This is a genomic window from Candidatus Binatia bacterium (assembly GCA_029243485.1).
GTDB lineage: Bacteria > Desulfobacterota > Binatia > UBA12015 > UBA12015 > VGTG01.
The window spans coordinates 39195-53079 of the sequence record JAQWRY010000052.1; the positions used below are offsets into that span (position 1 = coordinate 39195).

The 13885-nt window shown below is 66.0% G+C and carries 10 protein-coding genes and 1 pseudogene; 3 read left to right on the top strand and 8 right to left on the bottom strand.

Annotation, left to right across the window (positions count from 1 at the left end):
* Positions 1–2 precede the first annotated feature (2 nt).
* Entirely contained in the window at positions 3–803 is an 801-nt protein-coding gene (locus P8R42_14225) for an FCD domain-containing protein (GenBank protein ID MDG2305769.1), read from the bottom strand.
* A gap of 112 nt (positions 804–915) precedes the next feature.
* Between P8R42_14225 and P8R42_14230 the strand changes: the two genes are divergently transcribed.
* Together P8R42_14230 and P8R42_14235 are read left to right on the top strand one after the other, a co-directional pair.
* Entirely contained in the window at positions 916–2241 is a 1326-nt protein-coding gene (locus P8R42_14230; GenBank protein ID MDG2305770.1) for a hypothetical protein, read from the top strand.
* A 161-nt stretch (positions 2242–2402) separates the two neighbouring features.
* Positions 2403–4808, top strand: coding sequence for a TonB-dependent receptor (locus P8R42_14235; GenBank protein ID MDG2305771.1), 2406 nt, complete (start codon positions 2403–2405; stop codon positions 4806–4808).
* Between the two features lie 489 nt (positions 4809–5297).
* On the opposite strand, the gene P8R42_14240 is transcribed toward P8R42_14235, so the two are convergent.
* From P8R42_14240 to P8R42_14255, 4 genes and pseudogenes are all read right to left on the bottom strand, one after another.
* Positions 5298–5750: a VOC family protein gene (locus P8R42_14240; GenBank protein ID MDG2305772.1), complete on the bottom strand. Its 453-nt coding sequence runs from the start codon at positions 5748–5750 to the stop codon at positions 5298–5300.
* 245 nt (positions 5751–5995) lie between these two features.
* Positions 5996–6100 (bottom strand): annotated as a pseudogene (locus P8R42_14245) (DUF1223 domain-containing protein).
* A 20-nt stretch (positions 6101–6120) separates the two neighbouring features.
* Positions 6121–6984, bottom strand: coding sequence for an MBL fold metallo-hydrolase (locus tag P8R42_14250; GenBank protein ID MDG2305773.1), 864 nt, complete (start codon positions 6982–6984; stop codon positions 6121–6123).
* A 2-nt stretch (positions 6985–6986) separates the two neighbouring features.
* The gene (locus P8R42_14255; protein MDG2305774.1) at positions 6987–7799 is read right to left on the bottom strand and encodes an enoyl-CoA hydratase/isomerase family protein; all 813 of its coding nucleotides are present in this window, start codon (positions 7797–7799) and stop codon (positions 6987–6989) included.
* Positions 7800–7885: 86 nt separating this feature from the next.
* Between P8R42_14255 and P8R42_14260 the strand changes: the two genes are divergently transcribed.
* Complete coding sequence (locus P8R42_14260; protein MDG2305775.1) at positions 7886–8629, top strand: SDR family NAD(P)-dependent oxidoreductase; 744 nt, start codon at positions 7886–7888, stop codon at positions 8627–8629.
* 37 nt (positions 8630–8666) lie between these two features.
* Here P8R42_14260 and purM read toward each other — a convergent pair whose 3' ends face one another.
* From purM to P8R42_14275, 3 genes are read right to left on the bottom strand one after another with little or no spacing between them, the layout of a single operon-like run.
* On the bottom strand, positions 8667–9773 hold the full coding sequence (purM, locus tag P8R42_14265) for a phosphoribosylformylglycinamidine cyclo-ligase (protein MDG2305776.1): 1107 nt from the start codon (positions 9771–9773) through the stop codon (positions 8667–8669).
* Positions 9770–12127 (bottom strand): CoA transferase, encoded by a 2358-nt coding sequence (locus tag P8R42_14270; GenBank protein MDG2305777.1) that lies wholly within the window; start codon positions 12125–12127, stop codon positions 9770–9772. The genes purM and P8R42_14270 overlap by 4 nt, the downstream gene beginning before the upstream one ends.
* 17 nt (positions 12128–12144) lie before the next feature.
* The gene (locus P8R42_14275; GenBank protein ID MDG2305778.1) at positions 12145–13884 is read right to left on the bottom strand and encodes a VWA domain-containing protein; all 1740 of its coding nucleotides are present in this window, start codon (positions 13882–13884) and stop codon (positions 12145–12147) included.
* Position 13885 lies beyond the last annotated feature (1 nt).

A 13885-nucleotide genomic window follows, 5' to 3' on the forward strand; every position in this document is an offset into this window, starting at 1 on the left:
CGCTACTTCCGCCGGGGGCGCGCGCGGGCTCGAGTGCGCCCCCCCTTTGCCTTGGTAGAGAGGACGTTCTCGACGTCCTGCCAATTTTCATCAATCAACTTCTCAGCGGCGCGGCGCGCGCGCGGCGCAGCCCGATCCGCTATGGCCTCGGCAATCTCGCGATGCTGCCCGATGGACGCCGCGTACGCGCCAGGCCGACGCATCGCGATCTCGAAGTCCGCGCGCAGAAGCGCCGAAATCACATTCTGGAAGGACCCGAGAACGCTGTTGTGAGCGGAGGTGAGCAGAACCCGGTGGAATTCGAGGTCCGCCTCGAGCGACTTCTGGGGATCCTCGACGCTGTCCTCCATACCCTCGACGGCCGCCAGAAGATCGGCGGCCTCGCGCCGGGTCGCCCGGGACGCGGCGAACTCCGCCGCCGCCGGTTCGAAGAGGCGGCGGACCTCGGTGAGATCCCGCAGCATCGGCTCGAACGACTTCGGCGAGCGCGCGGTCCAGGCGATGACGTCCGGGTCGAGTAGATTCCAATCGGACCGCGGGCGCACACGCGTCCCGACTCGCGGCCCCGTTCGTAGGAGACTCTTGCCGGCCAACACCTTGACAGCTTCGCGCACGACGTTCCGGCCGACATCGAGCTCTTCGCAAAGCGCGCTCTCGATCGGCAGGGGGACTCCCTCGTCGTAATCGCCGCGGGTGATCCGTGTCCCCAGCTCCTCCACGGCAATCTCCAGCAGCCCCGAGCGACGAGGCCGGGCGGTCGATCGCTTCTTGGAACCGGGCTTCTTCGTGGCGCCTCGAATCATGGGATGAAAGCCACACTAGACGGGGGTGAATCTCGCAGCAAGCGCGCCCGAGTTTCACGTGTGTGGTGACGCACCGGTCGCGATGGCACCGACCGAGCGCTAGCCTCTTCGAGTGACCACGACGCCACTCGTCTCCCCAGGCACCCCCCCGGCGACCGAGCCGCGCGAGAACGTCGTACCGTCGCTGCGCCCCTTTCGTCCCGGCTTCTGGTTCGGCGGATTCAACGGCGTCACCTGGATGATCTCGCTCGGCACACCCATGGTGCTGCTCGCACAGCACCTCGGCGCCAGCGCGTTTCAGGTCGGGCTCGCCTCCTCGTTCGTGTTCCTTCTCCTTCCGATCCAGATCGTCGCGACCGCCGCGCTCCCGTCCTTGGGGTTCAAGCGACAGATGGTCCTCGCCTGGCTCGTCCGGACCGTCTTCCTTGTCATTCCGCTGGGCCTCGTGTGGGTCGAATTCGACGCGCCGCAACCGTGGATGCCCGCTCTCTTAGTCACCAGCGTCTTCGGCTTCTGCGTGTGCCGCGCGTTCGGAACCGCGGCGCATCTCCCCTGGATGGCAGCAATTCTTCCTTTGGAGTTGCGGGGAAAGTTCTTCGCGACCGATCAGGCGATCACGAGCGTCGTGGGCGTCGGCACCTTGCTCACCTGCGCCGCCTTGTTCGCGAGTCTCTCGGCCCGCACGGCGTTCGGCATCGTCTACCTCGCCGCCGCGATGGGCGCCGTGCTCGCGGTTTGGAACCTCAGTCGGCTTCCCTCGGCGCCCGCGCCTGCGGCTTTGCCGCTGCGGGCGATGGCGGGCCACGCCCTCGAACTGTGCATGTCGCCCGGACGCTTCCGTCACTATCTGCTGCTGATGCTGACGGGGTCCTTCGTCACGTCTTCACTCGTGGCCTTCACCGTCTACTATCTGAAGACCGTCCGAGGCCTCCCTTCGAGCGAAATCCTGCTGTTCACGGCGGCTCAGTTCGGAGGTCAGATCTTCGGAACCGCGAGCATCCGTCACCAGATCGACCACGTACCCCTTCGACGCTTCTTCCAGATCGCCGTGGCCATGGTCGCGGTGGTCGATCTCTTCTGGCTCGCTCTTCTCAACGGGGTCGACGGTCTCGTGCCGTGGCTCGGCGTCGCCTACTTCATCTTCGGGATGGGCGTAGCCATGACGAACGTCACGCACGCGACGTACCTCCCCGAGCTCTCTCCGGAGAAGGACCGTCCAATCACCATCGCCGTCTTCACAGCGGCGCTCGGACTCTTGGCGGGCCTCGCTCCGATGCTCTGGGGACTCGCTCTCAAGAACAGCGGGCCCGTGCCCGGGATGAACGTCGATCACTTTTTGCTGTTCTTCGGCGTCGGGATCACACTGAGCCTTAGTCTCCTCGTTCTGTTCTCCCGACTGCCCGACCTACGCCCGTCCCTCGGACCCGGACGAACCTAAAGAACGCGCTCGCACCGCCGTACGCATGTGCGTGATCTCCCATCTCGACCGGGAGCCTTGACCGCGAACGAAGCGCACGATGCCACGTACCGAGATCGGCTTGACCTGCAGGCCCTCCTCGCTGTGTAATCGGCGAACTCTCTCAACCGGAGGTCCACTCCATGAGATCCACCGCCCTGATTGTCGCTATCACGCTCCTGACCGTGGTCCCACAGGTGGGCGCACAGCCACCTCCAGGCCCAAGCGGCTACGTCGAGAACATCGAGGAAGCGGGTGCGGTGGGCGGAGTCACCGGAGAAACCGACGCCCAGCAAGCGCAGGCAGAGGCCATTCAAGAGTCCGGCTCGGCCCGCGGGATTTCGCGCAGCCAGGCCGGAGTCATCGAAGAGATCGTCGTGCAGGCGCGAAAACGTGCCGAGTTGCTCGAGGACACGCCCGTCTCGGTCACCGCACTCAGCGAGAACACCCTGCGGCAGGCGGGCGTCACTCGACTCGACGACATCCAGACTCTGGTCCCGAATCTAAAATTCCAAGCCGGTACGGAGGGGATGTCCGCGAACATCGTGATTCGCGGCGTGGGCACGCCCCAGTCGGCTGCGATCGCCTTCGATCCCGGGGTCGGGATCTACATCGACGGCGTCTTCCTACCCCGGACGATCGGCACCCTCGTCGATGTCGTCAACATCGAGCAGATCGAGGTACTCCGTGGCCCCCAGGGAACTTTGTTCGGCAAGAATACCGTCGGCGGGGCGATCAACATCACGACCGTGAAGCCGAAGGACGAGATCGAGGGATTCGCGCTCGTGCGTCCCAGCAACTTCGGTGGGCTGTTCACCCAAGCGATGGTCAACCTGCCGATCGTGCCCGGCACGGTCCTCGGCCGCTTTGCAATGTCGTCCACGAACAGCGCCGGATACAACACGAACACCTTCCAGGACGTGAAGTACAGCAACCGGAACTCGCTGACCTTCCTTGGAACGATCCGACTCCTGCCCGTCGAGGATCTGGTGATCGATCTCTCCGGCACGTGGTCGCGCGACCACAACGCCGGGCGCGGCGGCGACTGCGTCTACGTACAGGACACCGCTCTCGGAGGGCTCGTCCCCGGGCTGAAGAAGGCCTGCGAAGCGACTCGGCCCTTCGAGAATTCCTCGAACATTGCCCAGATCGCCGACGTAGAGAGCTACGGCATGTGGGGCACCGCCACCTACGATGTCGGCGACGTGGGACCGGCCGAGAACGTCGTCGTAAAGTCCATCACGTCTTGGCGCCAGCAGATCCCGCGGCTTCGCGTCGACGTCGATCAGACCAGCGCGAACGCCTTGTGGCGTTCGAGCGTCGGTGGCGACAACCCGAGCGACGGCACGCCTGGGTTCCAGCAGCAGATCAGCACCGAACTACAGATCAACGCCGACGCCTGGGACGATCGCCTCCACTTCGTGAGCGGCTACTTCGCCTTCTGGGAGAAGGGTCTCGATTCCCAGGTCCTCGCGGTCGTCCCAACGAGTCTCGTCGTCGAGAACATTCGCACCATCGACAACTGGAACTGGGCGCTCTACACGCAGGCAACCATCGACGCAACGGACTGGCTCAGCATCACGGGCGGGGTGCGGTATACCGAGGAAAAGAAGGGCCTGGCCGCCAAGAACCTAACGCCGGGAGCGACCGTTCCCACCGTCGACATCTCCGACTCCGTGATTTTCTCTGCGTGGACACCGATGGCCAGCGTGGCGGCGTTCGCACCCGACTCCTGGCTCGACGCCGCGAATCTCGATCACCTGATGACGTACTTCACGTACTCCCGCGGGTTTCGGGGCGGCGGCTTCAACGGGGTGATCAACCCGATCCTCGAATCGCTGGAGCAGTTCCAACCGGAATTCTTGAACTCGTTTGAGATCGGCTTCAAGACCGTCGGACTCGAGCAGCGCGCAACCCTGAACGTCTCTCTCTTCTACGGAAACTACACCGACATTCAGGTGACCACGCAGCGCGAAGCGGGCGATATCGACGGCGACGGCATCATCGACATCGACCAGGTCACCGAGAATGCGGCCAAGGCAACCCAGAAGGGCGCGGAGATCGAGATCCTGACCCTGCCGTTCGACGGTCTGCAGATCAACGGATCGGTCGGACTGCTCTACACCGAGTACGATGAGTTCCTGTCGTTCAGCGCCGTCACCGGAAACCCGCTCTCACGGGCGGGAGAGTCGTTCAACAACGCGCCGAAGCTTCAATCCCACATCGCCGCACAGTACTCGTTCGCCGTCCCTATCGAGGGCCCGATGGGCGGTTGGCTCACCCCGCGACTCGAGTGGTTCTACCAGACTGAATTCCACGCACTCGGCCCCGAACTCGCCCCCGCGAACCAGCGCGGCTACAACCTACTGCATGCGCGGCTCTCGTATGAGTTCATGGACGATCGAGCGCAGGTAGCGCTGTGGGGCAAGAACCTCCTCGACGTCGCCTACACGGACATCGTATCTCCTGTCGCTAGCAGCTTCGGATACGCCGTTCGGTACTACGAAGCCCCACGCACCTATGGAGTGGAGATCGCATACTCGTTCTGAGCGTCCCTACTCAGCCCTTTCGCTCGTTCGCCGACGGTAGTGCCTTCTGCGAGTCGTCTGCCTCCCAGATCTCGGCGTCGTGCGGAAGATGTCGCCGTAGTGGACCGTTACGTCACCCGGTTCCGTCTCGATGCGAACGATGGGCTGGGCCTCATCTTCGCCCCACGCCATCGGATGATTAGAGTGACGATGCGAACGAGCGAGCACGTATAGCTCTCTGTTCTCAGCGTTCGCGTGATCGAGTTGGACCCCCACCTGCATGAGCGGTCACATCACGGGATGACCCCCGAGTTCGTCGTCCTGATGCCACTGGAGATCGAGCAGGGGCTCGAAGGGCACGTCCGCGCGCTGGTCCGCGCGTCATGCTGTTCGCGACTCTGTCCGGGATGGCGAAGCAGGCACGGTACGGCCTCGTGAAGCCGCGACTGGCCCGCTCCCAGCTCGACGTCCTTTGCGAGGCGATCCTGCGCGGCGCATGAAGCCTCGAGGCTAGCCCTCCAGCACTTCCACGAGCTCCAGGATCGTCCCGTCAGGGTCCTTGAAACAGACGAAACGCGTCCCCGCGGCTCCGAGCGCGGCGACCGTTGCGGGCGGGCCGATGAACTCGACGTCCATCTTCTTCAGCTCCGCCATATCCGCTTCGAGATCCGTGGAGTGGAGCGCAATTCGCGCGATCCCGAGCCGTGCGATGTCCGGATACGGCGGCGTGTGGTCGCGCGGCGCCTGCCACTCGAGCAGGTCGATGAGCGTCGATTCGCCCGGGAGCGCCATGAGCGCGCCGCGGATCTTGTACTCGGTGAGGCCGCAGGCGGCCGCGATCTCGTCCGTGCCCTCCTCGGGGACCTCCCAGACGACCTGGAAGCCGAGCGCCTCGTAGAACGCGCGGGACCGGGTGAAGTCCGTACAATTCACGGCCAGATGAAAGACGGCTTTGATGTTCATGCGCTCCGAGTATCGCAACTCGAACCAGAGCGCACCCCGGGCGACCGACCCTCCGGGTGCGACGCCGCTCAGCCGGCCGATGTCCTCGCGGCACCGATCACCTTCATTGTGCTCGGATCCCGCACGAAGGCAGTCACCCGCACGCGCGCGTGCTGCAGATCACGCCCTTCGTTCTCCCCGCGCGGCACGTGGTTTCCGGAGGCACGCCGGGTGAGAGCGACCCATCGCCTCACCTCGTCGGGCGCATAGCTCTGCTGGCGTTCCGAGAACTGTCGATCGCTGAACGGGTCGTTCCAGCCGAGCCGATTCCAATAGTCGCCGTGCATCGAGAGCGGATAGACGGGAAGGTCCTTGGCCTCCGCAACGGAACTCAGGCAGCACCGTCGTCGAGCCGGCAGACGTCCCCGTCGCGAACGAGCCGTCCCGCCGTGGCGCCCGAAAAGTGAGTTCCGATCACGAGCGTCGGCGTATCCGCGTACCGTGCCATGAAGTCGAGGCGGGTCGTCTCGGCAAGCGTGGGATCGCTGTCCGCCGCGTTCTTCCACTTCGGCCGCGCGAACTGGACCGGATGGTGGACGAGATCGCCCGTGATGACGGCATCTTCGCCGCGCGAGTGGATCCGCACCGACACGTGACCGGGGCTGTGTCCGGGCGTTGGCTCGAACCGGATGCCCTCGGCGACCTCGTGCTCCATGTCGACCAGGTCGACGAGATCGGCGTCGAACAGCGGCTGCAAGGAATCCCCGACCGTCACCTGCATCTGGTCGATGTCGGTCTTCGACCAATGCTCCCATTCCCGGCGCGTCATGAGAGTCCGCGCGTTCGTGAACGTCGGCACCCACCGATCGCCGTCGAGGCGCGTGTTCCAGCCGACGTGGTCGGTGTGGAGATGCGTGCAAACCACCGTGTCGATCTGGTCCAGCGGAAAGCCGGCGGCTTCGAAGTCCGCGAGGAACGGCCCTTGGCGCATGTGCCACATCTTGAACGGCAGGCGCGCCTTGTCGTTGCCGACACACGTGTCGACGACGATGCGACGCTCCCCGACTTCGAGAATCAGGGAATGAACGCTCCCCACCGCCTCACCACGCGCATCGAGATACGGCGTGAGCCAGTCGATCTGCGCGAGATTCTCACGGGTCGCATCCGGAAGCAGAAATCCGATCCCCGGTGCCTCGAACTCCTGGACGCGCGTGATTCGAACGTCCCCGACCTGCCAACGTAAGAGGTCCGCCACGATCAGTCCTCCTCTCGGGCGGGTCCGTAGACCTCCCGAATCGATTCGCCCGCGTCGAACCGCGCTTGCGTGCGTTCCATGAGAGCGATGGCGTCCGGCGTCGATGCGATCTTTTGAAACTCGACCTGCTCGTTGCGCAGCGCTTCGGTCAGAGGCTTGTCGTCGTTGTCGTTCAGAATTCGCTTCAGGGCGGCGAGGGCCGCCGCCGGACGACCGGCCAGCCGTTCGGCCCAGTCGAGAGCCGCCTTCACCGCACCCCCCTCGGGCACCACGCGGTTCACGCCGCCGAGCTCGTAGATGCGGCGTGCCGGCATCGGCGCACCGTCGAGTACCATCTCGGCCGCGACCGTTCGCCCGACGAGACGCATCAGCCGACTCGTCCCGCCGATCCCCGTGGTCAACCCGAGCAGGACCTCGGGTTGGCTGAACGTTGCTTGCTCTTCCGCCACGCGGAGGTCGCACGCCCAGCCGAGTTCGGCCCCACCGCCGGCGCACGAGCCGGATACGGCCGCGATGGTCACGACCTCGGGGGCCGCCAGTTCGCTGAGCGTTCGGAACCATCCTTCCGCCGGACCACTCGTCGGCTTTTTCGTGATCATGTCGCAGATGTCGCGGAGCCAGGCGTGCTCGAACCAATGCCCGGCGAATGCGGAAGACAGAACCGAGACGCGCACCCCGCTTTCGCGCGCTTCCTGAAGTGCGTCGGCGAGGCCGTTCACGGCCTCCCAGGAAACGAATCCGCCGATGTCGGCGGTGTTCATCTCAATCAATGCCACTCCCTCGCGGGGGCGGCTCAGCTGGACTCGGTTCGACATGACGTCCCTCCTCGGCTCTCGAAGTAACCCACGCATGCAGCAACTACCATGGTCGGCGACCGCCGGGGTCGGTATACGATCTGATTATGGATCTCGAGCTCGAGGGAAAACGCGTCATCGTCACCGGCGGCAGTAAGGGAATCGGCCGCGCCATCACCGAACGGTTCTTGCGCGAAGGCGCTCGGGTCGCGATCTGCGCACGGAAGGAAGACGTCCTTTCGGCCGCAGCGGAAGAGATGGCGGCCCTCGGCGAGATCCATCATCGCGCCGCCCACATGGGGAAACCCGACGAGCCGGCCGAGTTCGCGAACTGGGCGGCCGAACGGCTCGGCGGCCTCGACATCGTGGTCTCCAACGTGAGCGCCATGAACACCGACTTTCGCCGCTGCGTCGAGGTCGACATCATGGGAGCGCAGTCGTTGCTCCGCACGTCGCTCGACCACATGGAGGCAAACGCCGGTGCGAACCTGATCTGCATCGCCTCACGAGCCGCGTCGGTCGGAATCCCCTTTCTGCAGTCCTACGCGGCCGTCAAGGCGGCGACGGTGAGCATGGTCAAATCGCTCGCGCTCGAACTCGCCGGCCGAGGCATCCGTGCGAACGTCGTCTCGCCGGGCGATATCAAGTTCGAAGGCGGCGTCTGGGGACGCGCTGAAACCGAGGACCCCAAGCTCTACAAATCTATCCTCCGCGAGAACCCGATGGGTCGACTCGGGCGCCCCGAGGAGATCGCCGACGTCGTGGCCTTCATCGCGAGCGAGCGCGCGAGCTTCGTGTCCGGCGCGCACCTCCTCGTCGACGGCGCCGCGACCCGGAGCCTGCAACTCTAGTGCAGTGCCCGATGGCCGGAATGGAGGGGCTCCCGGCCTAGGCCTTGTAGAAGCTCTTTCCTGCCCCCACGATCCCGACGGACGGAAGTTTCACAGAGTTCGAAGGATCCCGGACCGCCCGGCCGATGACCTTGGCCACGGACCCCTCGGCGCGAACCAACTCGAGCGCCTTGTCTGCCGCGTCTTCGGGAAGGACGATGCAGAAGCCGATACCCATGTTGAACGTGGCGTACATCTCGGCGTTGTCGAGCTTCGCGCGCTCGGCGATCAGCTCGTACAGAAGCGGCGGCTCGAGGAGGTCGTCGAACTCGAAGCCGATGTCCTGCGCATCGATCCGCAGGAGGTTCAGGAGCCCGTCTCCAGTGATGTGGGCCAGCGCCCGCACCGGAAGCCCGGCATCGAGAAGGGCCATCACCTCGCGCACATAGATCCGTGTCGGGACGAGCAGTTCTTCGCCGACACTGCGGCCGCCGAGTACCCCGGGGCGCTCGGAGTACGCCTCGGCCCCGTGCCCGTTCGCCAGCACTTTCCTCGCGAGGGTGAGCCCGTTCGAGTGGATGCCCGAGGCGGCGAGGCCGATCACGACATCACCCGGTGCGACGTCGCGCCCTACGATCAGCTTGTCCATCGAGACGACGCCGACGGCGGTCGCCACCACGTCGAAGCTCTCACGCCCGTCGGGCTCGTGCGGGCGGAGGAGGTCCTTCACCTGCGCGATCTCGCCACCGGGAATGCTAATCCTCGCCTGCCGCGCGCCTTCGACCAGCCCTTGCGATAGCTGGTCCAAGAGCTCCGCGTCCGTACCGGGGACCGCAATGTAGTCCACCAGGGCGATCGGCTCGGCGCCGACGCACAGGACGTCGTTCACGTTCATGGCGATGAGGTCAATTCCGACGGTGTCGTATCGGCGCAGCGCGTGGGCGACCAGGATTTTGGTACCGACACCGTCGGTACCAATCGCCAGCCCCATGCCACCCCCCAGGTCGAGCACGTTGGCAAAGAACCCGTTGGGAAGCGCCGGCTTGCCGCGCCGCGGAAACGAGTTTGTCTCGGCCAGGCGGGCAACGAGCTTGCCCAGCCCCCCCTCGAGACCGACCACGTCCACTCCCGATTCCGCGTAACTCTTCACCTCGTCCGAACTCACCCGATCACCTCCTGGTCCCGAAGCTTCTGGATCTCAGCCGATCCGAGCCCGAGCAGTTCGGACAGTACCGAATCCGCGTGCTCTCCGCAGAGCGGCCCCGGAGCGGCTACTCGGCCCGGGCTCCGACCCGACAAGAACGGAATTCCGTCGAACACGTGCTCCTCCTCGCCTTCCGCGGCCGCCGTTTCGAAATAGCCCCGTGCCGCCAGCTGCGGATCCGCCGCGAGGTCGGCTCCATTCGCGACGAGGGCCGCCTCGACGCCCGCCTCCTGGAGTCGGGTCTCGGCGTCTTCTGCGCGTAGTCGGCGAGTCCAGCCCGAGAGACGCGCATCGATCTCCTGCCGCCTCGCCTGACGCTGGGCGAGCTCGGACCACTCCTGGGCGACCGCCCAGACCTCGCCGTCACGCGCCAGGACTGCGGCGAGACGTCCCCACATCGCGTCATCGGCGATCGAGAGAGCGAGCCATCGATCGTCATCCGCGCCGTCGGAGGCACAGCGATAGATTCCCTGCGGCGTGCGCGCGCCTTCCTGGGAACCGTTTGCAGGTGCCTCCACCTCGCGTCCGGCAAGCAAGTCCAGAACGCTGGGGCCGAGGAGAGCCACGAGGTTCTCGAACTGCGACAGGTCGACGACCTGTCCCTCCCCAGTCCGGTTTCGATGCCGAAGCGCGGCCAGCGTCGCGAACGCACCCATTAGCCCAGCCGCCATGTCGGACCAGGAATAGCCCCAACCCGCCGCCGCGCCTCCCTCGGTTCGCATCAGATGTGGGTACCCGACGAGCGCTTGCAGGGTTGGGCCGTAGCTCACCTGATCTCGCGCCGGTCCGTCGAGGCCGAACCCGGTCAGACGCACGGCGATCGCGTCGATGCGGCGCCGCTGCAGCGAGTCGTAGTCGAGACCCCACCCCTGCATCACACGCGCCGAGAAGTTATCGATCACGACGTCGGCCTCGGCCGCGAGACGCTGCGCCAAATGGCGGCCTGCTTCCGTCTCCATGTCGATCACGATGCTCTGCTTCCCGCGATTTAGGTTCCCGGTCAAACCACTGCGCCTCGTCCCGAAGTCCGAAGCATTGCGGCGCTCCACCTTCACGACGCGCGCACCCTGGTCCGCGAGAGTCCGCGTGGCGACCGGCCCGGCGACGACCCAGGTGAAGTCGAGAACCACGACGCCGTCGAGCGGTAGGTCCGACGAGTGCCCTTGGGGCGTCCGCCCCGCCGAGCCGACATGACCCCACTCCTGGAAGACGGCCTCGCAATCGGCGCCGGGCGCCGCGGGCAGACGGCCCGGCCCTTCCGATCGCGCCGAAAACCGGCAGGGAGCGCCGGGGAGCGCGACCGTCTCAGCCCCTACCCTCCGGACATCCACGAAGCCTCGCGCGGCCAACTGAGGCTCGGCCGCAAGAGTCTCAGGCCGACGCGCTTCTGCGAACGGGAGCCGACGAAGCTGCGCGCCCTCGCACACCTCCCGCGTTGACCGTGTCGCCAACCACGCGTCGAGCCCGCCAAAGATCGACTCGGCATGGGCCTTCCTCTCCGCAACGTCTTGCCAACGCGGATCCGTGAGCTCCCGCGCGTCAGCGCATTCACTCGCGACCCACTCGGAAAGCGTCGTCCAGTCCCCGAGGTGCGTGAGCAAGACCAGGCCGTCGAGAGCGGCTCCTATCCGGAAGGTGCGGCTCCAGTGCAGCGTTCCCTGCCGACGCTGCACGAGACCGGTCTGGCGATACAGCCCAGTCACGTGTTCCACCGCACCCGCCGTCGCCGCCTCGACGGAGAGATCGATGATCTGGCCTTCGCCCGTCCGGTCACGTGCGGCCAGGCCGACGAGAGCGGCGATCGCACCGACGATCCCGGTCGCCGTGTAGGCCGCCAGGCCGAAGGGCGCGAGGGGCGCCTCGTCCGGATGACCGTTCACAAAGACCATGCCCCCGCGCGCGGCGCAGATGAGATCCGAACCCCTCCAAGCCGCATGCGGACCCGTCAGACCGAAAGGCGTCACCCGAAGCACGACCGCACCCAGAGGCGCCGCATCCAGCGGATCCGGCGATCCCACCGGCAGCGCCGGCGCCATGGACCGCGCGTCCACGATCACGTCGGCGCTGCGCGCGAGCGTGCTCAGCGCGTCGAGGCCCGCATCCGACGCGAGATCGAGAACGACACTGCGCTTGCTGTGGTTCGCGTAAAGATGTGCGAGGCTCTCGCCCCCGCGCAATGGCTCGAGGCGACGAATCGGCGCGCCCCCGGGCGGCTCGACCCGAACCACGTCCGCGCCGCACTCCCCAAGGATCCGGGAGCACAACGCCCCGGCGTGATCCGAGAGATCGAGAACGCGCAGGCCCGAGAGCGGCATCGCGCCGGCCGGTGCTCTCAGCGCTCGCCGGGCCGCGAGAAGATCTCCCGCCCGTCTTCGGTGAGCTCGGAGATCCGCGAGATCCGATCGGCCAGATCCTCGACCGTCTCGCTTCGCGCGGAACCGAGGTCGATCAGGATCGCGTACAGCGAGAAGTTGCGCTTCTTCTTCGCGCGATGGAACTCCTCCCTCCATTCCGGGTCGACCGCGGACTCGCCATCGGTGATGAGAACGATGTCCGCCCGCTTCATCTCGCGACCAGAGATCTTGTCGACGGCCGCGTCGAGCGGCGCCATGAAGTCAGTGCCACCCCCGGAGAAGTGCTCGGCGAGGTCCATCGTCTCGTCGAGCGCTACCTGCCAGGCCGTACCCGGGTTCATGTCGAACTCCTTCAACGCCTTCGCATCCGCGAAGCAGACCACGTGACAACGGCGTCGCTGCCGGCGAGCGATCTCGACAAACGTGAGCGTCACCGCTTTCGACCAGATCTCCTTGTCACCCGACATCGACGAGCTCGTATCGAGGCACACCACGATCGGACCATGGCCGTGCGAGTCCACGCCCTTGAGCGAGTATGTGAGAAGTCCACCGTCTAGGAGACGTCGTTGGAAGTCACGCTTCAGAAGCGGATGCGTCAGCGCGACCAACTCGTGCGGCACCAAGCGAGCGATGTCGTCGAGGCTGCGGTGGCGGCCGACCTCGAACATCTCCTGATCGGCCCGATCGAGCACTTTCCGACGGACAGCAAGCGCGTTCTCCCGCATACGACCGAACACCTTCGCGAGCTTCTGCAGCTTCGGGTTGTCGGCCAGACGGCGGCCGAGGTCGATGCGCTGCCCCGCGTCGAGCTTTCCTCCGGCCCCGAGACCGCGCCCCCAACTCGAAAGCGCCTCGGGCAGGTCCTGCACCTTCGTTGCGGCCTGCGCGGCCGCCCCGAGGATGCTCTTCTCAAGCCGGTCCCGGACCCGCTCCAGGCCCTCTTCGACGTGTCGCTCCTTCTGCCTCTGCTGCGCCGCCGCAACTCGCGCGGCGCGCTTGGCGCTCGCGGCCGCACGGCGCATCGCGCTGGGATCACCCGAGCCCCCTTCACCCTCGGCACCGGGCTCACCTTCGGCTCCGGGTTCGCCGGATGCCGGCTCGCCCTCACCCGGCGGCGCCGCACCTTCGTCCGCAGCCGAGTCCAGTATCTCGATGTCTTCGGCGTCTCCTTCGACCTCGCCCGCCGGGACCGCGATCTCGTCGCCGGATTCGGTCTCCGCGGCCTCCTGCGCTTCCTGCGCAGAAGCGAGATCTTCGGCGACCTCCGACTGTTCCTCGGCGTCGCGGACCTTCTCCTCTTCCCGCGAGAGGCTCCAGAGATCCAAGAGGTCGCCGGCGGTGAGTACGCGATCCTCACGGAGAGCCTTCAAGAGCGATTCGCCGATCGACACGGTCGCTAGACCGGCATGCGCTTCGTCGAGAAGGGTCTTCGGCCGTAACGCCGGGTAGGCCTGTCCTTCGAGCAGTTCCGACACCACCTTGCGGTTGAGCGCGGTGCTCGGTGCGGTCGCCTGTGGATCGAACGAGACGACGTTGTACTTAAAGAGAGCGCAGAAGACGTCGTCGAGCAGTGCATCGAAATGCGGAACGAGCCGGCCGCCCTCGGCGTCGAGGTTCTTCCAGGCCACGGAGCCGGCACGCAGGCGCGCGATTGCGGCTCGATCGTACAGATCAGACTCGACGGTGTGAGCGTCGAGCCCGTCCGAGTCGTCGCTCACG